Here is a 16,470-nt window from a genome sequence, read left to right as displayed (position 1 = left end):
ATGACCGACACGACAGCCATCGAAGAGACCGGCGGCGCCACCGGCACCACTGGTGACCCCATGCCCGTCCCGGCCTTCGACCCCGCCGACCCCGGGCCGCCCTGCGCCTACGCACGCCTGCGCACCGAGCAGCCCGTCGTCAAGGCGCTCATGCCCAACGGCGAGACCGGCTGGCTCATCAGCCGCCACGAGGACGTGCGCGCCGCCTTCGCCGACCCCCGGCTGACCCGGCCCCTGCTCTCCGCCTGGCCGCCGCAGGAAGGCGCGGACGCCCCGCCGCCGTGCCTGCCCACCTTCCTGGAGATGACCGGCGAGCACCACAGCCGGGTCCGCCGCGCCGTGTCTCCGCTCTTCGGCCGCCGGCGGCTGGAGTTCATGGCACCGCGGATCCGGGCCATGGCGGAGGAGCTCGTCGACGACATGGTGCGCGGCGCCGAGGACCGGACGGCGGACCTCGTGGCGTCCTTCGCCGAGCCCCTGCCGCTGCGGGTGCTGTGCGAGACGACCGGCCTGCCGCACGAGGACCGCGACCTCTACCTGCCGCACACCCTCACCCTGCTCAGCGCCGCCGGCCTGCCCATGGAGGAGATCCTCGCGGCGCTGTACGCCCTCCAGGACTACGCGTCCGGCCTGATCGACCGCAAGGAGAAGGAGGGCGGGGACGACTACGTCTGCCTCCTCCTCGCCGAGAGCCGGCGGAAGGGCGGCGACCTGACCCGCGACGACGTCGTCAGCTTCGTCGTCACCATGCTCATGGCGGGCTACAAGACCAACATCCAGCACACCGGGAACGCCCTGCTGGCGCTGCTCGCCCACCCCGGTCAGCTCCGTCGGCTGCGCGACGACCCGGACGGCATCGACATCGCAGTGGAGGAGCTGCTGCGGTACGTCCCGCTGATGAACGCCATCAACGTCCTCGTCGCCCTGGAGGACTTCACCCTGCACGGCCAGCGGATCCGGGCCGGTGACGCGGTCCTCCCGGTGATCGCCTCCGCCAACCGCGACCCGGCCGCGTTCCCCGACCCGGACCGGCTCGACCTGGGCCGCTCGCCCAACGCCCACACCGCGTTCGGCTACGGGCCCCACTACTGCACCGGGGCCCATCTGACCCGGCTGCAGCTGTCCGTCGCCCTGCAGGTGCTGCTGGAGAAGCTGCCGGGCCTGGAGCTCGCCGAGCCGGCGGACTCCCTGCCCTGGGACGAGTCCACTCCGCTGCGCGCCCCGGCCAGGCTGCCCGTCCGCTGGTGATGCCGCCCGCGCCCGGAGCCCACCCTCGTCCGTACCGCCCTCGAACGCCCCTCGAAAGGTGACCAGCACCGTGTCCGTACCGGAACAGGCTCTGCCCCACTACCCCTTCAGCGACCGGGGCGACCGGCTCGCTCCCGAACTCCACGACCTCCAGCGCCGCTGCCCCGTGGCCCGGGTCCGTACCAACGCGGGCGGCGAGGCCTGGCTGATCACCGGCTACGAGCTCGCCCAGCAGGTGCTGCGGGACCGCAAGTTCGCCCGCTCGGTGCTGGGCGTGCCCGGCGGCCCCACCCAGGACGCCCCGATCCTCGCGCCCGAGCTGCTGGACGCCATGAACCACCTGCAGCGCGCCGGGCTGCGCGACGAGATCCTGAAGGCCCTCAGCCGCAAGCAGCCGGACCTGCCGGCCGACTGGGTCGCCGAGGTCACCGTCCAGGGCCTGGACGCGATGGTCCACGAGGGCGCCCCCGGCGACCTCCAGCACCACTTCGCCGAATGGGTCGCCGCGCAGTGCATGTGCCGCCTGCTCGGCCTGCCCTTCGAGGACCGCCACTGGCTGGCCGCCCGCGCCGACCTCGACCTGACCATGAAGACGCCCACCGACGAGGAGCTCGCCCGCAACTGGGAGGAGCTCCGCCTCTACATGCACGAGTACACCAGCGCCCGCCCGGCCCGGCCCCGCGGCCTCCTGGACCGCCTCGCCGACCTCAACGACCGCGACGAGCTCGACGGCAGGCAGCAGGCGCTCGACGAGAAGCAGTTCTCCAACATCGCGGCCATGCTCTTCGTCACTGGCTACGAGGACTTCGCGAGCTTCCTCGGCGTCGCGGCCCTCAACCTCCTCCGGCGCCCGGAGCTCACGGCCGCCCTGCGGGCCAGGCCGGAGCTCATGCCGCAGTGCGTGGAGGAGCTGCTGCGCTGCAGCGTCGTCCTGGGCAACGCGATCCCGCGCTTCGTCACCCAGGACGACAAGCTCGGCACCGCGGCCGTCAAGGAGGGCGACCTGCTCCTGCTCGCCCTCGACGCCGTCAACTTCGACCCCGAGGCCTTCACCGACCCCGAGGACTTCGACCCCACCCGGTCGCCCAACCCCCATCTGCGCTTCGGCTACGGGCGCCACCACTGCCCGGGCGCGCACCTGGTCCGCCGCCAGTCCGAGACGGCGTTCCTGACCCTGCTCGGCCATCTGCCGGACCTGCGCCTGGCGGTGCCCGCGGAGGAGGTCCCCTGGGTGCCCAACCGCATGGCCATCATGCCCGCGGGGCTGCCCGTCACCTGGTGAGCACAGCCGTCCCGTACGGTGGCGGAGCGCGCCGCCACCGTACGGGTCACGGCCCGGCACCGCCCGCGGCTACTGGACCACTCCGCTCTTGTCCACCGTGAACTTGCCGTTCGCCTTCCCGTTGAAGGTGCCCTTCGTCATCCACTCGATCAGGGCCGCCTTGAGCGTGGCGTGCGGCCCCGCCCATGACGTGCCGGGCGCCTGCCCGTAGACCGTTGCGGGGGCCGCAGGCTTGCAGCGGCTGCCCGTGCAGCCCTCGGCCGGCCAGGAGTGGCTCGCGCACTTGACCTGGACCAGCACCTTGTTGTTCATCGTCGCCGGGAGAGCGTTGTAGAGGGAGTTCGAGGTGCTCACGGGCAGGATGCCGTCGTCGATGCCGTGCATGACCAGCGTCGGTACGGACAGCTGCCCCGCGACCGTGTCGTTCCAGCCGAAGGTGGAGAAGGTCGGCGAGCGGAAGAGGCCGGCGGGGTGGTGGGAATCGTCGCCACCCCAGTCCCTTCCCGCGCCGTCCTCCTGCATGAGTTCCTTCCAGGTCTCGTCCTGGCTGCCCGCCACGACGTGGCCGGAGCAGTCCGCCTCGCTCGTCCCCGAGGCCAGGTTCCACCCGCTGTCCGACCCCTTGCGGTCGGTGAGCGTGAGGGGGAAGGACACGAATCCCTGCGCCGGGGTCGTCTCCTCGGTCGGCCCGCCGTAGAACGACGACACGAAGACGGCACGGTTGACCTTCGCGATCGTGGCCGCGCTGTTGGGCAGCAGCGGGTTGGGGTTGGCCGCGTACAGGGTCCGCCCGACGCGGTTCCCGCCGAGCGAGTACCCCAGGAGGGTCACCTTGCCGTCCGTCGGCCCGGCCTTGGCGATGGCGTCGTCGATGACCTGGCGGACGTCGCGCACCCATGTGTCCGTGGTCGCGAAGCGCACCTTGCTGGAGTGGGGGAACCTCTGCCCGGCGAACGGGTTGGTCGCGAGCTTCTTGCCCTGGTCGTCGAGCGGGAAGACGGGGTTGTGGGTACGGTCGCACCCCTCCGGGAAGGCACAGCTGCCGTCGGTGTTGTAGGCCCTCAGGCTCGCGTTGTGGGGGTCGTCCAGGCCGTTGGCGAACCGCGTGGACTGACCGTAGCCCAGCAGGCTCGGTGCGAAGGAGTCGATGCCCGCCGCCGCCAGCTCCCGCTGCAGGCTCAGCTTGTTGTTGTCCTGGTCCTTGCCCTTGAGGTCGAAGACCACCGATCCGGTGACCGTACGGCCGTGGATGAGGACCGCTGCCCGGGCGGGCGTCTGCTCGCACCTGCCGTGCTCGTACACGGGCTGCACGCGGTGCACCTGCACCTGCGCCTTCTGCCCGTTGAACTGCGGGTCGGGCATGAGGCCCGAGGGAACGGCGAAGTCCAGCGCGTAGTCGCTGGTGGTGATGTCGGTGGGTTTGTCGTCGCAGGTCGCGCTCGGGGCCCCGAGCCCGCGGAGGGTCATGAGTCCGCCGAGGCCGACCGCGCCCACGGCCATGCAGACGCCCGCCACGAGGAACCGACGGTGCATGACGGACCTCCGGCGCCACCACTGGGCGAGGCCCCGGGGCGACCGTGCGTGCCGGCCGCGCCCGGGCGGGCTGTCGTTGTTCGGGCTGCCGTCCGCCACCGTGTCTCCCGACTGGGCCGCCGCTGCCGCGTGCCGCCCGGCTCCGTTGAACGCCTGCGCGCAGCATCGTTCAGCGCGCGTACGGGCTCCGCCACGCGGGGGCGGCCGAATGGGACGGGGGCTCGAATGGGCCGGGGGCCTGAATGGGCCGGGGTCGCACGCGCGGTGGCGGAGACGCGAATGAGCGCCGTGCGGAGGGCACGGCGCTCATTCACGGGGTGCGGTTCAGCGGCGGGATGCCGCTCGTACGGCTCAGGCCGTGGCGGGTGCCGGGGCGGCGTCGGCGGATCCGGCCGCCTCGTCCGCTCCGGTCCCTTCGGCCGCTTCCTCGGGGCGCGGGTGGCGGTGCAGGCCCTTGCGGTCGTAGAAGCGGGTGACGCCGAAGCCGAAGAGGACGGAGGCGGCGAAGGCGATGCCCATGGAGATCCAGGCACGGGAGAGGCCGGCGTCGGCCTGCGCGTCGTAGTAGAGGATGGCGCGCGTGCCGCCGGTGATCTGACGCAGCGGCTCGAACTCCGAGAGCGTGCGGAAGAAGTCGGGCAGCGCCTGCAGCGGCACGGTCGCTCCGGAGGAGGGAACGGCCATGGCGACGAAGACGATGGTCGAGATCAGCATGCCGGGGGTGCCGAAGGCGGCGAGCAGCGCCAGGGCGCTCACGCCGACGACGGCGATCGTGCCCACGGAGTAGAGCCACAGCAGGCCGAGGTGGGAGGCGTCCATGCCGAGGATGCCGACCGTGGCGCCTTCCACCAGGGAGCCCATGAGGACGGACAGGCCGAGCATGAGGACGCTGCCGACGGCCAGGGTGCGCACCCGGCTCGTGGGCCGGAGGGGCATGCGCTGGCGGAACGGGCCGAAGTCGGTGTGCAGGTAGCCGAGGGCGGTGTCGACCTGGGAGGTGATCGCGTTGGCGCCGAGCATGCCGCAGACGACCAGGACCAGCGCGTAGTAGAAGGCGCTCAGGCCCATGGCGCTGTGCGTGCCGAGCGGGTGGCCGTCCTCCACCTGCACGGTGACGGGGTCGGCGAGCATCAGCTGGGCGGCCGGGGCGAGCTTGGCTCCCTGGCTCTCGGCGCGGCCGACGAGTTCCTTGCCGAGCTGGGCGGAGGCGGCGTGGGCGGCCTTCTGCGTGGCCTGGCTGGCCATGGAGGAGCCGATGCTGCCCGCCGACTGGTTGGTCAGCACGGTCAGGGCCGGCCGGACGGCCTTGGTCTGCTGCGGAGCGGACAGCCCGGCCACGGCGGCGGTGAAGTTGCGCGGCACGACGAGGGCGCCGAACACCTTGCCCTGGCCGAGCTTCTTGTCGGCCTCCTGCCGGCTCATGACCTGCCAGGAGAAGCTGTGGTTGCTCTCGGCGGACTTCTTGATGCCGGAGACGACCTGGTCCCCGAGGTTGAGGGGCTTGCCCTTGACCTCGGCGCCGGCGTCACTGTTGACCAGCGCGACCGGCAGGTCCCGCAGGTTGCCCTTGGGGTTCACGTTGCCGCCCACATAGAGCAGGGAGAACAGGGCGGCGATCACCGCGAGGATGAGGCCCGTGCCGATCCACAGCCGGGGACTGCGGAGTACGGAAGGGGGCTGGGGGGAAGGCATTGACGCTCCGGAGGGTTACTATGAGTAACTAGATAGTGAGGATATCCAGCTGCTAGATAGTTGCAGTATCTAGCATGAGGTGTCCAGTCGTCGCAGCGGGACGCCCGGTCGCACCACCAGCGAGGAAGCCGCATGAAGATCTCGGAGCTCAGCCGCAGAACCGGCGTGCCGGTCGCCAGCATCAAGTACTTCCGGCGCGAAGGCCTGCTGCCCGCCGGCCGGGCGACGGCCGCGACGCTGGCCGAGTACGGGGAGGAGCACGTCCAGCGGCTGCGGCTGATCAAGGCACTGACCACGCTCGGCGGCCTGTCCATCGCCGCCACGCGCGAGGCCCTGGCCGCGGTCGACAAGGCCCACACCACCGAAGGCACCCTCGGGGCGATCAGCTACGCCCTGCCCGTCCCCATCGCGGAGTCCCCGACCGGGGACGGCGACCGGGAGGCGGAGGCCCGGGCGGCGGCCGAGGCGGACGTCGCCGAGCTGATCGCCGCCATGGACTGGCAGGTCCCCGAGACCTCCCCCCACGCCCTGGGGCTGACCACGGCGCTGAAGGAGCTCAAGCGGCTCGGCGCGGGCGCGGGCTACCAGGCGGACGGCCTCGTCGCCTATGCGGAGCTCGCCCGCTCCATCGCCCGCCTCGACCTGGAACACGCGGCCGCCATCGACGACCCGGCGGCCCTGGCCGAGCACTCCGTGGTCGTCTTCGCCCTCACCGCCCCCGTCGTCGAACTGCTGCGGCGCCTCGCCCAGGAGGACCAGGTCCGCCGCCGGGTCGCGGGGGAGAACCCGGAGTACGGGGAGTGAGCGGGCGCCGGGATTGACGCCTTGCCGGACAAGCGAATGCCTTGCGCGGGCGGGCAGTTCGAAGTTCCCATGTCAGAGCAGTGGACCTAGGCCCAAGGTCTGATGCGCCGGGGTGGCGGGCTGGCTAATGTCAGGGGTGCTCACCGATACTGACCCTTACCTCAGACATTCTCCGAGGAGCTCCGGATGCCCATCCGCCTTGACCACACCGTCGTCAACAGCACCCACCGCTTCGAAGGCGCCCGCTTCCTCACGGAGCTCCTGGGAGTGTCCGAGCCCGAGGTCAACGGCCCCTTCGCCGCCATTCGCCTCGACAACGGCGTGACCATCGACTACGCCGACCACTTCATTCCGGCCGATCAGATCCAGATGCAGCACTTCGCCTACCACGTCTCGGACGAGGAGTTCGACGCGATCTTCGCCCGCGTCCAGGAGCGCGAACTGCCCTACTGGGCCGACCCGTACCACAAGCAGCCGCAGGAGCTGAACAACATGAACGGGGGCCGCGGCTTCTACGTCAACGACCCCGACGGGCACAACCTGGAGTTCTTCACCCGTACGCACTGAACTCCTTCCGCCAGGCGGGCGCTTGCCGTGCGCAAACGGGCAGGCCCCGCCGGCGAAGCGGGACAGCGCCTGCAGGCCTCCGCCCTCCGAGCCCCGTCGTATCGCCGCCCGGGCGGCGTTATCGTGGCCGTATGGAGGAGAACCGAGCGCTCCGGGTGGTGGACGCGCTGCGGGAGCGCGGCATCAACGCCCACCTGGCCCGCGAGGGCGTCTACCGGATCGGCGTGCGGGTGGTCCTGCACGACGGCCGCGAGGCCGTCTGGGATACGGATGACACCGCCGCTCTTGAGGCGCAGGTCATGCGGGACGGCGTCCTGGTCGGCTTCGTGCCGGCCATCGAGGACTCCGGGAGCTTCGACCTCGACCGGACCGTCGACGCGATCGCCCGGACGGACTACGACCAGCCGATCGCCCGCGAGCGGCCCACCGCTCCCCCGCCGTCCGCCCCTCTGCCCCGGGAGGGCGGCCTCTTCCGCCGCTTCCTCGGCGGCTTCCGCGAGCACTGAGGGAGGGCGGGCGCGCATAAACGGCAGTCGTCCCACGAAGGACAGTCGTCCCACGAAGGGCAGTCGTCCATGACGGACAGTCACCGACCGGCGACCGCGGAACTGCTGGACCTCCGTCCCCATCCGGAAGGAGGCTGGTACCGGGAGACCTGGCGCAGCGATGTGGAGGTCAGCCCGGAGGGCTATCCAGGAAGTCGCAGCGCCTGCACGGCCATCTACTTCCTCCTGGAAGCAGGAGACCGGTCCCGGTGGCACACGGTGCGCTCTGCCGAGATCTGGCTGTGGCATCGCGGCGGACCCCTGCACCTCGACATAGGGGGCACCGGGAAGGAGCCGGATGCCGCGCCCTCCACGGTGGTGCTGGGACCCGACCTGTCACGGGGCCAGCAACTGCAGGCGGTCGTTCCCCCCGGCGCCTGGCAGCGCGCTCAGCCCGCCGGCGACGACGAGGTCCTGGTCAGCTGCGTCGTCTCACCGGGCTTCGCCTTCGAGGACTTTCACCTGCTGGACGAGGGCTGACCGTTCCCGGGTCCCTGCCACTCGGCCGCCGCGTCCACCCGGCACATCCGGTTCATCCGGCTCACAGCCAGCTCACGCGCGCGCTGGTCAGCTGACCGCTCGCGGCTTCGGCCGGCGGGACCGCGAGCTCTCCCTTCGCCACGCCGTCCAGCAGCCTGTGCACGGCTGCCATGATGTCCGGCACCGCGCTGCGCAGCTGGGCCGGGTCGTTCGGGCCGGCCTGACCGCCGGGGACGCCCGCCTCGGCCAGGAGCCCGTCGAGGTCCGAAAGCCGGCCGGCCACCCACTTCAGGGGATCCGCCGACAGCTCCTCGCCGAAGACGCGCGCGCCCGGGTTCCAGTCGTCGAACCGCGGGTGGTGATGGGCGCGATCCAGATTGCCGGCGGGCCCGGAGGCGGACCCCAGGAGGTCGGCCCGCCACACGGGACGGTCGATGACGATGGGCCGGGCGGCGTAGATCGTGCCCGTCAGCGGCCCCCGCTCCAGCAGACGTACCTCCAGGCGCACGCCTCGCTCCGCGCCCTCCTGGCCGGGGATCGGGTTCGGGTCGACGAAATAGAGGTCGCTTGCGACCACACCGACACGCTCGAAGCCAAAAGCGCACAGCATGAGCCCTCCCGGGTTCTGTGCCATCGGACTGCCGGACCGGAATCGAAAAGCATTCCTACCCCCGCAGCACTGCACCGAACCATGGGGTGTGGAGGCGGACTCGGCCGCAGGTCAGCTCTTCTTGGGTGCCGCCTGCTGGACGACCTCGAAGGTCCACACGGTGGAGCCGGACGCCGCGGGGCGCTGCTTGGGCGCGCCCTCGCCACCGCCCTGGTGCGCAGCCTTCATGGGCCCCTCCATCCACTTCTGGAAGTCCTCCTCACTGCGCCACCGGGTGTAGACGAGGTACTGGTCGGTCCCCTCGAGCGGCCGCAGCAGTTCGAACCACTCGAACCCGTCGGAGCCCTCCACGGCGCCCGCCCGGGAAGCGAAACGCTGCTCCAGCACCTCGCGCTGCTCGGCGGGGACGGTCAGGGCGTTGATCTTCACGATGCTCATGGGCACATCCTGCCCCAGAGCACGGCCGGCAAGGAATTTTCCGGGGCCCGGCGGCGCGGATCAGGCTGCTACAGGTCTGTTCCCACGGAAGGGAGGTAGCGCGGGGCGCGCCAGGCGTGCAGGTGGTGTTCCACTGCGGCTCCCAGCGACAGGAGGCGGGCGTCCTGGTGGTTGCCGGCCATGAGGAGGATGCCTACGGGCAGCTCGTTCACGAAACCGGCAGGCACCGACAGTGACGGGTAGCCGGCCACGGCCGCGGGGGTGGAGGACGGGATCACGTCGTTGTCGCCGCGTGCGCAGTCGGTCGTCCAGGCGGGCGGGTTCGTGGGCGAGGCAATGGCGTCCAGGCGGTGGGTGGCGAGGGTTTCGTCCAGGGAGCGCCGGGAGAGGTCCTTCAGCTCGGCGCGCATCGCCCGGTATTCCCGGCTGGTAGTCGGAGGCGCGGTGAGGGCCTGCTCGAACAGTTCCTGGCCGGCAAAGCACGTCTGCTCCGCGGGGTGGGTGCGGTTGAAGTCGATCAGTTCCCTGAGGTTGCGGGGGCCGTTGCGCGTGGCGAGATAGGTGTCGATGTCGCGGTGGAACTCGCTGAGCAGGGCGGGGTATTCGAGTTGGGCGAGCCGTTCCTGGTGCGGGGGCGTCACCTCGACGACTTCGGCTCCCGCGCTGCGCAGTTTCTGCGCCGTACGGGTCATCAGGGCGTCGACCTGCGGTCCGAGGGAGGGCAGCCGCCACAGGCCGATGCGCTTGCCGCGGAGACCACCAGGTCTCACCGGACCGCCCGTAAGGCCGTCGAGCCCGATGGCGCTGGACGCGCTGCGGCCGCTGAGCACCGCGAGAGTGAGCGCCGCGTCGGTCACGTTGCGGGCAAGCGGCCCGGCGGTGTCCTGCTCGGCGGAGATCGGCACGACGCCCGACTGGCTGACCAGGCCGAGACTGGGTTTGTGCCCGACCACCCCGTTCATTCCGGCCGGGCAGACGATGGAGCCGTCCGTCTCGGTGCCGATCGCCACTTGTGCCAGCGACGCGGCGAGGGCGGCGGCCGATCCGTAGGACGACCCGCACGGGTTCCGGTCGAGGACGTACGGGTTACGGGTCTGCCCGCCCACAGCCGACCAGCCGGAGGTCGGCTTCGCCGCACGGAAGTTGGCCCACTCGGACAGGTTGGTCTTGCCGAGGATCACGGCCCCGGCGTCGCGCAGCCGGGTCACCAGGGCGGCGTCCTCGGCCGGAGGGCGCCCGGCGAGGGCGAGCGATCCGGCCGTGGTCGGCAGGTCGCGGGTGTCGATGTTGTCCTTGAGCAGCACGGGGATGCCGTCGAGCGGACCGCGCGCGGCGCCGCGCCGGTGCCGGGCATCGCTGGCAGCGGCCTGGCGCAGCGCCGCCGGGTTGGTGCGCAGCACCGCGTTGATCTTCGGGTCGACGTCCTCGATCCGCTGCAGGTAGGCGGCGGTGAGCGCCGACGAGGTCAGGGAACCGCCGGCCATGCGGGTCTGGAGTTCGGGAATCGTGACCGTGTCGAGGTCGATGCCGAGGGCCCGTAACGGACCGGCCGGCTGCGGGCTGCCGGGGCCGGCGGCGGCCCGGGCCGCGGGGTCCGGGGCGCTTGCGAGGAGGGTTCCTGCGGTCAGGGCGGCGACGAGTGCGGCAATGCTCTTCTTCCCCATGGGAATCAGCGGACTACACGGCCGGTGCGTGGCGCAAGGGTGCCTCGCAGCACGGGCCGGGCCGCCTTCCCTTGCTCTGGTTTGCTGTTTGCTGTGCCTCGCCGTTGCGGAGTCGTCTCGCCGGGCGTCAGCTGAAGGTCCGCCGGTACGTGTGGGGGCTGACGCCGGTCGTCCGTTTGAAGCGGTCGCGGAAGGCGGTCGGGGAGCCGAAGCCGACCTGGGTGCCGATGCGTTCGACGGAGTGCTGCGTGGTTTCCAGGAGGTGCTGGGCCCGGCGGATGCGGGCGCGGTGGAGCCACTGGAGCGGGGTGGTGCCGGTGTGCTCGCGGAAGCGGCGGATCAGGGTGCGGGTGCTCATGCCGGCGTGGGTGGCGATGTCGTCGAGGGCGAGGTTGCGGGCGAGGTTGTCGTGGAGCCAGGCGAGCAGGGGCTCCAGCGCGGAGCCCTGCGGGGCGGGCGACGTGTGGTCGTGCACGATGAACTGCGCCTGCCCGCCCTCGCGTTCCAGCGGCATCACGGACAGCCGGGCGGCGTCGGCGGCGACGGCGGAGCCGTAGTCGCGGCGGATCATGTGCAGGCACAGGTCCAGGCCGGCCGCGGCTCCGGCCGAGGTGAGGAACTGCCCGTTGTCGACGTACAGCACGTCCGGGTCGACCGACAGCCCGGGGTAGGTGGCGGCCAGCAGGCCGGCGGCGATCCAGTGGGTGGTGACGCGCAGGCCGTCGAGCAGGCCGGTGGCGGCGAGGGGGAAGGTGCCGGTGCAGATGGAGGCGATGCGCGTACCGGCCCGGGCCGCCGCGCGCAGCGCGTCACGCACGTCCGCGGGCAGCGGCGCCGCGGGGTCGGTGGTGCCTGGCACGACGATGGTGTCGGCGCCCTCGAGTCCTTCCAGGCCCCACGGCGCGCGCAGCGCGAAGGCCCCGGCGTCGGTCTCCGGCTGCGCGGCGCAGACCCGGACCTGGTAGCCGGGGCGTCCGTCCGGCAGGCGGGTGCGGCCGAAGACGTCGATCGGGGTGGACAGGTCGAAGGGGATGACCCGGTCCAGCGCGAGTACGGCGACGGTGTGCATGGCAGGAACATACGTGACCGCCGTGCGGCGCGGTCAGTCCCGAAGCCTGCCGACCGGGCTGCTACCGGGTCTGTCAGGCCGATTCCTGGCTGCGACCGGCCTGGCAATTTTCCGTTGAAAGGTGTCACTCCCGCCACTGGGAGGCGTTGCGGCGCTTGCCTATCGTCGGGGTCCGGGCCGGGACGGACCGGCCGTCACCTCACATGAAGGACATTCCATGCACGCACAGATCGTCCTGTTCGACGGCTTCGATCCGCTCGATGTCATCGCGCCCTACGAGGTGCTGTACGCCGGGGGCGCGGCGTCGGGCGGAGCCGTGAGCGTGGAGCTGGTGTCCGCCGAAGGGCCGCGCGAGGTGGTGAGCGGCACGGGGCGCACGCCTTTGCGCGCGACAGCCGCACTGGACCCCGCGCGGGCGGACCTGATCCTCGTCCCCGGCGCCTCGGGCCGCCTGGGCGAACCCAGCGGACTCGGCGAGGCGCACGGCGAAGCGCCCGGAGCCGGCAGCGCGGGTACAGGTGAACGGCAGGACGAATTCATCTCCGTACTGCTGGGCCGCGCCCTGACCACCGCCCTCCCCGGCCTGCTGAAGGAGGCGATGGACCGTACGGACGTGCTCGTCGCCACCGTCTGCGGCGGCTCCCTGCTCCTGGCGATGGCCGACCTGCTGGAGGGCCGTTACGCGACCTCCCATCACACGGCGATGGACGCGCTCGCCGCCACCGGCGCCCACGCGGTCCGCGCCCGCGTCGTGGACGACGGCGACCTCGTCACCGGCGCCGGCGTCACCTCCGGGCTCGACCTGGCCCTGTACCTGCTGGAGCGCGAAACCGGCCCCCGGATCGCCCACGCCGTCGAGGAGTTGTTCGCCCACGAGCGGCGGGGCACGGTCTGGCGGGCGAGCGGTCCGGTGCCGGTGGGCCTGTGAACCACGATCGAGGATGCCCAGCACCATGATGTTCGAAGCCGAAGCCGAGGCCGGTACATGACGAAGCTCTTCCTCTCCCTGCACGTGCTGGCCGCCGTCGTGGCCGTCGGGCCCGTCACCGTGGCGGCCAGCATGTTCCCGGCGGCCTTGCGCCGCGCCCGCCAGGAGGCCGGCGACGGCCGCCCGTCGCTCGCCACGCTGCGGTTGCTGCACCGCATCTGCCGCGTGTACGCCGTCGCCGGCATCGCCGTACCCGTCTTCGGGTTCGCCACGGCCGGCAGTCTCGGCGTGCTGGGCAGCGGCTGGCTGATCGTCTCGATCGCCCTGACCGCCGCGGCCGCGGGCGTCCTGGCCCTGCTCGTCCTGCCCGCACAGGAGCGCGAACTCGCCTCCGTGCAGGACGCGCACTCCGGCCCGGTCACGACCCCGGCCGCGCCCCCGAAAACGCCCCCGCTCGGGAGCCCGGCCGCGAGCCCGGCCATATCCCCGGTCGCGAGCCCTGTCAGCCGTACGACCGGCCGGCTGGCCATGCACACCGGCATCTTCAACCTGCTGTGGGCGACGGTCACCGTCCTGATGGTCATCCGCCCCGGCTCCACCACAGGAGCGTGACCGTGAACCTCCGCCCCCTCCGTATCGCCGCGAACGCCGAACTCGCCTCACTCGTCGTCATGCTGGCCAACCTCGCGACCGTCCACCTGCGCCCCGTCTCCTCCCTGATGGGGCCCACCCACGGCTGCGCGTACCTGTTCGTCGTCGTGGCGACGTGGCGCGTCGCGGGCGCCTCACCGGCCACCAAGGCGAGCGCCTTCGTCCCCGGCATCGGCGGCCTCCTCGCGCTGCGCCGACTCCACCGCCGAACGCCGGAGCCAGCGCCCCTCTCCGCGTCGCGGTCGCGAGGCTGAACGCACGGTCAGCCGAGGGCTGCGACGAGATCGCCCGCCGTCACCCGGTCCAGCCCGCAGCCGTCCACCGGGCCGGGCAGCAGCCGGTAGACCGTGCCCTCGGCCTGCGTGAGGGCGAAGTCGCCCTCGACGAGCGCGAGGAACACCCGGCGGCCGCACGCGCACTGCGGATCCGCGGGCTCGACGGCGTCCGGTGCGGCGAGGGTCCGGATCCGTGCGGCGAAGCCGGCGGCGTCCTCGTCCGGGCCGCGTTCGTAACGCCACAGGTCGTCGCCGCGCAGGACCGCCACCCGGGGCGCCCGCGCACTCGCGTGCCAGACGGCCAGGTCCCACAGCGTGGTGCGGCCCTCCGTGAAGTACTGGTGGAGATCCTTTCCGGCCCGGCCCAGGTCGGCGCTGTGCCGGTACACGCTGTGGAAGCCCTCGGACTGCGGCAGGTGGAGGTCGGTCCACAGGAACGTGCGCTGCTGGAGGTCGACCAGCATCGGTACGTGGATCCGGGAGTCGCCGGCCAGGTCGTAGCGCTGGCGGACGGTCCGCGGGTCGTACCGGGCGTCGCGGTTCCCGGCCGAGGGCAGGGTCATGAATCCCGCGAAGGCGTCGAGGAGCCGCTCGAAGGGGATGTTGTTGAAGCTGAAGACGATGGGCATGGCGAACCGCACCCCGGCCGCTGCCAGCGCCGCCAGGTCGAGGTCGGCGTACTCGGTCGCGCCGCGCGGGGCGGGCGCGGAGGTCAGGTCGCCGGAGTGGACGGCGGCTCGCTCCCCGTACACGAGGTTGGTGTAGTCGCAGAGGCCGGCGAACGACCAGTCGGCGTCGTAGAACGCCACTGACAGGTCCAGGTCGACCCGCGTCTTCGCCGGCTCGGTCCAGTGCAGGAACATCCGCAGCACCTCGCCGGCGGGCAGCGGTTGCGTGCTGCCGCGGGGCAACGAGACTAGCGTCTTGGCGGCGGCGCCCTCCGCGGACGGCACGGCGAGGCCGCTCAGCGCCTCGTCCAGGACGGCCATGTCGTAACGCCCGCCGCCACGCCCGTCCTCGCTGCCGCGGCCCAGGCGGCGCAGCACTTCCCGCTCCAGGAGTCCGCAGACCTGCTCGACGGTGGCGGCGGGGAGTGGGGCACGCGTGTCGTCGGTCGTGTACGAGTGGGTGACCCGGCCGCGCGGGAAGAACACCCTCCGCCCGCCGGGCACGTGCCGGATCCTCAGGCGTCCGAGGGCGGCGAGCAGCGGTCCCGGGCCTGCGGCGGCCAGCCCGTCGGCCAGGACCGCCGTGAGGACGGGGGTGGGCGCGCCGCCGGGCGAGGAGCGCAGCACGTGGTCGAGGCGGCGCAGCAGTTCGCCGGGGCGCCGGGCGAGGAGGGCGACGGCGGCGTCAGGGTCGTGGCCGGCGAGGGCCTGCTCGACGCGGCCCAGCCAGGTGGCGGCCTTGATGCGGTTGCCGTCGGCGCGCACCGCCCGCGGGTGGGCGGCGGCGGTGCGCAGCAGTGCGGCGCCCAGAGGTCCGGCGGAGGTGTCGGTGGCGCGCAGCACGGCGAACGCGAGGGCGGCCTTCGGATGGCGCGCGTACTGTTCGTAGGGGTGCAGCGTCTCGGCGGCGCGCTTCCACCGCACGGAGTGGCGCAGCACGTCTTCGACGAGGGAGGCGGGGTCCAGGCCGTCCAGGACGGCGAGGAGGTCGCGCCGCAGCGCGCGGGGCAGGGAGCGGATAGGCCGGTCGTCGAGGAGGCCGGCCTCGCCGCCGGACCAGACGGCGAGCAGCCGCAGGACGTCGGTGGCGGTCGTCAGCCGTTCGGCCAGCAGGGGCCGTACGGTCGCGCGGGTGCGCCGGTCCTTCAACAGGGTGCCCAGGACGAGGGCCTTGGTCTCCCGCACCGGGATGTCGTCCGGGAGCCAGCCGAGATCCGTGGGCGTGTGGGCGAGGAGCACCTTCGCGTCGGCACGGTCCTGCGGGGGCAGGGGCGTGCGGCGGGCCAGCAGGCGCCGGAGCGCGCGGGCGGCGTCGGCGGTCGCGTCGATGCCGCGGACGAGGGGGCGCAGCGGGCCGCCGGGCGTCTCGACGGCCCGGGCGGGAGGGGACGGTTTCAGGAAGGGATCGCCGGGGTCGGTGCGGCGGTGGCAGATCGGGCAGCCGGAGTAGTCGGCACCGTCCCGGCAACTGCGGCACACCAGATGGGCGCAGGGCGATACGGCGTGCACGGACCCGCTGGTGCCGCAGAGCACGCACGGCTGCTCGGGCCACTGGAGGAGGACGGTGAAGACCCGGTCGACGTAGAGCCGGAAGGTGTCGTCGGGCACGGAGGCCGGGAAGCTGCGGAAGAGCGGCATGTGGGGGCGGTCGGCGCCCAGTTCGGCGTCGATGATGCCGAGCAGCTCCTTGCCCGCTTCCGCCAGGCCCGCCGGGCCGAGCCAGGCGAGGGCGGAGTGGAGGGCTGCGGTGAGGGTGAAACCCCGGTCGAGGAGCTCGGCTTCGAGGGCGACCAGGCCCTCCGTGGTCGGCGCGTCGCCGGGTCGCGGCCCGGCGCTGTCGACGTAGACCGTCCGGAGACGGCGGAACAGGACGGGCGCGAGCGACGACGGCACGGACAAGCAGGTCCCCCGGGGGGTCGTGGAATGTGAGGGCGGGGGCGGAGAGTGGGCGCGCTACGGATGTCGGAGAGTGAGAAGGAAGCACGCCTGCGGAGCCGCCCCCGCACAGCACACTTT

16 protein-coding genes are annotated in these 16,470 nt (G+C 72.4%); 9 read left to right on the top strand and 7 right to left on the bottom strand.

Going from position 1 to position 16,470, the window contains the following annotated elements:
• Both ACFZCD_RS02590 and ACFZCD_RS02585 read left to right on the top strand, forming a co-directional pair.
• Positions 1-1,248 (top strand): cytochrome P450, encoded by a 1,248-nt coding sequence (locus ACFZCD_RS02590; protein ID WP_391827080.1) that lies wholly within the window; start codon positions 1-3, stop codon positions 1,246-1,248.
• A 58-nt stretch (positions 1,249-1,306) separates the two neighbouring features.
• Positions 1,307-2,530: a cytochrome P450 gene (locus ACFZCD_RS02585; protein ID WP_391827078.1), complete on the top strand. Its 1,224-nt coding sequence runs from the start codon at positions 1,307-1,309 to the stop codon at positions 2,528-2,530.
• A 69-nt stretch (positions 2,531-2,599) separates the two neighbouring features.
• Here the strand turns inward: ACFZCD_RS02585 and ACFZCD_RS02580 are convergent, their stop codons facing one another.
• Positions 2,600-4,063, bottom strand: a complete 1,464-nt coding sequence (locus ACFZCD_RS02580) for an alpha/beta fold hydrolase (protein WP_391827076.1) — start codon at positions 4,061-4,063, stop codon at positions 2,600-2,602.
• 351 nt (positions 4,064-4,414) lie between these two features.
• On the bottom strand, positions 4,415-5,755 hold the full coding sequence (locus tag ACFZCD_RS02575; RefSeq protein ID WP_391827074.1) for a YhgE/Pip domain-containing protein: 1,341 nt from the start codon (positions 5,753-5,755) through the stop codon (positions 4,415-4,417).
• Between the two features lie 132 nt (positions 5,756-5,887).
• On the opposite strand from ACFZCD_RS02575, the gene ACFZCD_RS02570 reads away from it, so the two are divergent.
• The 4 genes from ACFZCD_RS02570 to ACFZCD_RS02555 all read left to right on the top strand — a co-directional run bounded on the left by ACFZCD_RS02570 (position 5,888) and on the right by ACFZCD_RS02555 (position 8,151).
• Entirely contained in the window at positions 5,888-6,559 is a 672-nt protein-coding gene (locus ACFZCD_RS02570; RefSeq protein WP_391827072.1) for a MerR family transcriptional regulator, read from the top strand.
• A gap of 186 nt (positions 6,560-6,745) precedes the next feature.
• Positions 6,746-7,126 (top strand): VOC family protein, encoded by a 381-nt coding sequence (locus tag ACFZCD_RS02565; RefSeq protein ID WP_391827071.1) that lies wholly within the window; start codon positions 6,746-6,748, stop codon positions 7,124-7,126.
• A gap of 131 nt (positions 7,127-7,257) precedes the next feature.
• Positions 7,258-7,632: a hypothetical protein gene (locus tag ACFZCD_RS02560; protein WP_391827069.1), complete on the top strand. Its 375-nt coding sequence runs from the start codon at positions 7,258-7,260 to the stop codon at positions 7,630-7,632.
• A gap of 69 nt (positions 7,633-7,701) precedes the next feature.
• Positions 7,702-8,151 carry a cupin domain-containing protein gene (locus ACFZCD_RS02555; RefSeq protein WP_391827067.1) on the top strand — a complete coding sequence of 150 codons (450 nt, stop codon included), beginning with the start codon at positions 7,702-7,704 and terminating at the stop codon, positions 8,149-8,151.
• Between the two features lie 61 nt (positions 8,152-8,212).
• Here ACFZCD_RS02555 and ACFZCD_RS02550 read toward each other — a convergent pair whose 3' ends face one another.
• The 4 genes from ACFZCD_RS02550 to ACFZCD_RS02535 form a co-directional block, all read right to left on the bottom strand.
• On the bottom strand, positions 8,213-8,728 hold the full coding sequence (locus tag ACFZCD_RS02550) for a hypothetical protein (RefSeq protein WP_391827065.1): 516 nt from the start codon (positions 8,726-8,728) through the stop codon (positions 8,213-8,215).
• A gap of 144 nt (positions 8,729-8,872) precedes the next feature.
• A complete protein-coding gene (locus ACFZCD_RS02545) occupies positions 8,873-9,199 on the bottom strand; it encodes an antibiotic biosynthesis monooxygenase family protein (protein WP_391827063.1) in 327 nt (108 codons plus the stop codon).
• 68 nt (positions 9,200-9,267) lie between these two features.
• Positions 9,268-10,863: an amidase gene (locus ACFZCD_RS02540; protein ID WP_391827061.1), complete on the bottom strand. Its 1,596-nt coding sequence runs from the start codon at positions 10,861-10,863 to the stop codon at positions 9,268-9,270.
• Between the two features lie 127 nt (positions 10,864-10,990).
• Positions 10,991-11,932, bottom strand: coding sequence for a GlxA family transcriptional regulator (locus ACFZCD_RS02535; RefSeq protein ID WP_391827059.1), 942 nt, complete (start codon positions 11,930-11,932; stop codon positions 10,991-10,993).
• Between the two features lie 217 nt (positions 11,933-12,149).
• Here ACFZCD_RS02535 and ACFZCD_RS02530 point away from each other — a divergent pair, with 217 nt between their 5' ends.
• Genes ACFZCD_RS02530 through ACFZCD_RS02520 form a run of 3 tightly spaced genes read left to right on the top strand, consistent with a single transcriptional unit; the run spans position 12,150 to position 13,765 of the window.
• Positions 12,150-12,860, top strand: coding sequence for a DJ-1/PfpI family protein (locus tag ACFZCD_RS02530; RefSeq protein WP_391827057.1), 711 nt, complete (start codon positions 12,150-12,152; stop codon positions 12,858-12,860).
• A 57-nt stretch (positions 12,861-12,917) separates the two neighbouring features.
• Positions 12,918-13,472: a hypothetical protein gene (locus tag ACFZCD_RS02525; protein WP_391827055.1), complete on the top strand. Its 555-nt coding sequence runs from the start codon at positions 12,918-12,920 to the stop codon at positions 13,470-13,472.
• 2 nt (positions 13,473-13,474) lie between these two features.
• Positions 13,475-13,765 carry a DUF3817 domain-containing protein gene (locus tag ACFZCD_RS02520; protein WP_391827054.1) on the top strand — a complete coding sequence of 97 codons (291 nt, stop codon included), beginning with the start codon at positions 13,475-13,477 and terminating at the stop codon, positions 13,763-13,765.
• An 8-nt stretch (positions 13,766-13,773) separates the two neighbouring features.
• On the opposite strand, the gene ACFZCD_RS02515 is transcribed toward ACFZCD_RS02520, so the two are convergent.
• Positions 13,774-16,347 (bottom strand): MXAN_6230/SCO0854 family RING domain-containing protein, encoded by a 2,574-nt coding sequence (locus tag ACFZCD_RS02515; protein ID WP_391827052.1) that lies wholly within the window; start codon positions 16,345-16,347, stop codon positions 13,774-13,776.
• Positions 16,348-16,470 lie beyond the last annotated feature (123 nt).

The organism is Streptomyces sp. NPDC008001 (assembly GCF_042958085.1).
GTDB lineage: Bacteria > Actinomycetota > Actinomycetes > Streptomycetales > Streptomycetaceae > Streptomyces.
This window is presented reverse-complemented; position numbering and strand designations above follow the sequence as displayed.

Bases quoted from the DNA above. Each gene is read 5' to 3' on its own strand.
- ACFZCD_RS02590 (WP_391827080.1), top strand. From the start codon at position 1: ATGACCGACACGACAGCCATCGAAGAGACCGGCGGCGCCACCGGCACC.
- ACFZCD_RS02580 (WP_391827076.1), bottom strand. From the start codon at position 4,063: ATGCACCGTCGGTTCCTCGTGGCGGGCGTCTGCATGGCCGTGGGCGCG.
- ACFZCD_RS02575 (WP_391827074.1), bottom strand. From the start codon at position 5,755: ATGCCTTCCCCCCAGCCCCCTTCCGTACTCCGCAGTCCCCGGCTGTGG.
- ACFZCD_RS02570 (WP_391827072.1), top strand. From the start codon at position 5,888: ATGAAGATCTCGGAGCTCAGCCGCAGAACCGGCGTGCCGGTCGCCAGC.
- ACFZCD_RS02565 (WP_391827071.1), top strand. From the start codon at position 6,746: ATGCCCATCCGCCTTGACCACACCGTCGTCAACAGCACCCACCGCTTC.
- ACFZCD_RS02560 (WP_391827069.1), top strand. From the start codon at position 7,258: ATGGAGGAGAACCGAGCGCTCCGGGTGGTGGACGCGCTGCGGGAGCGC.
- ACFZCD_RS02555 (WP_391827067.1), top strand. From the start codon at position 7,702: ATGACGGACAGTCACCGACCGGCGACCGCGGAACTGCTGGACCTCCGT.
- ACFZCD_RS02545 (WP_391827063.1), bottom strand. From the start codon at position 9,199: ATGAGCATCGTGAAGATCAACGCCCTGACCGTCCCCGCCGAGCAGCGC.
- ACFZCD_RS02540 (WP_391827061.1), bottom strand. From the start codon at position 10,863: ATGGGGAAGAAGAGCATTGCCGCACTCGTCGCCGCCCTGACCGCAGGA.
- ACFZCD_RS02535 (WP_391827059.1), bottom strand. From the start codon at position 11,932: ATGCACACCGTCGCCGTACTCGCGCTGGACCGGGTCATCCCCTTCGAC.
- ACFZCD_RS02530 (WP_391827057.1), top strand. From the start codon at position 12,150: ATGCACGCACAGATCGTCCTGTTCGACGGCTTCGATCCGCTCGATGTC.
- ACFZCD_RS02525 (WP_391827055.1), top strand. From the start codon at position 12,918: ATGACGAAGCTCTTCCTCTCCCTGCACGTGCTGGCCGCCGTCGTGGCC.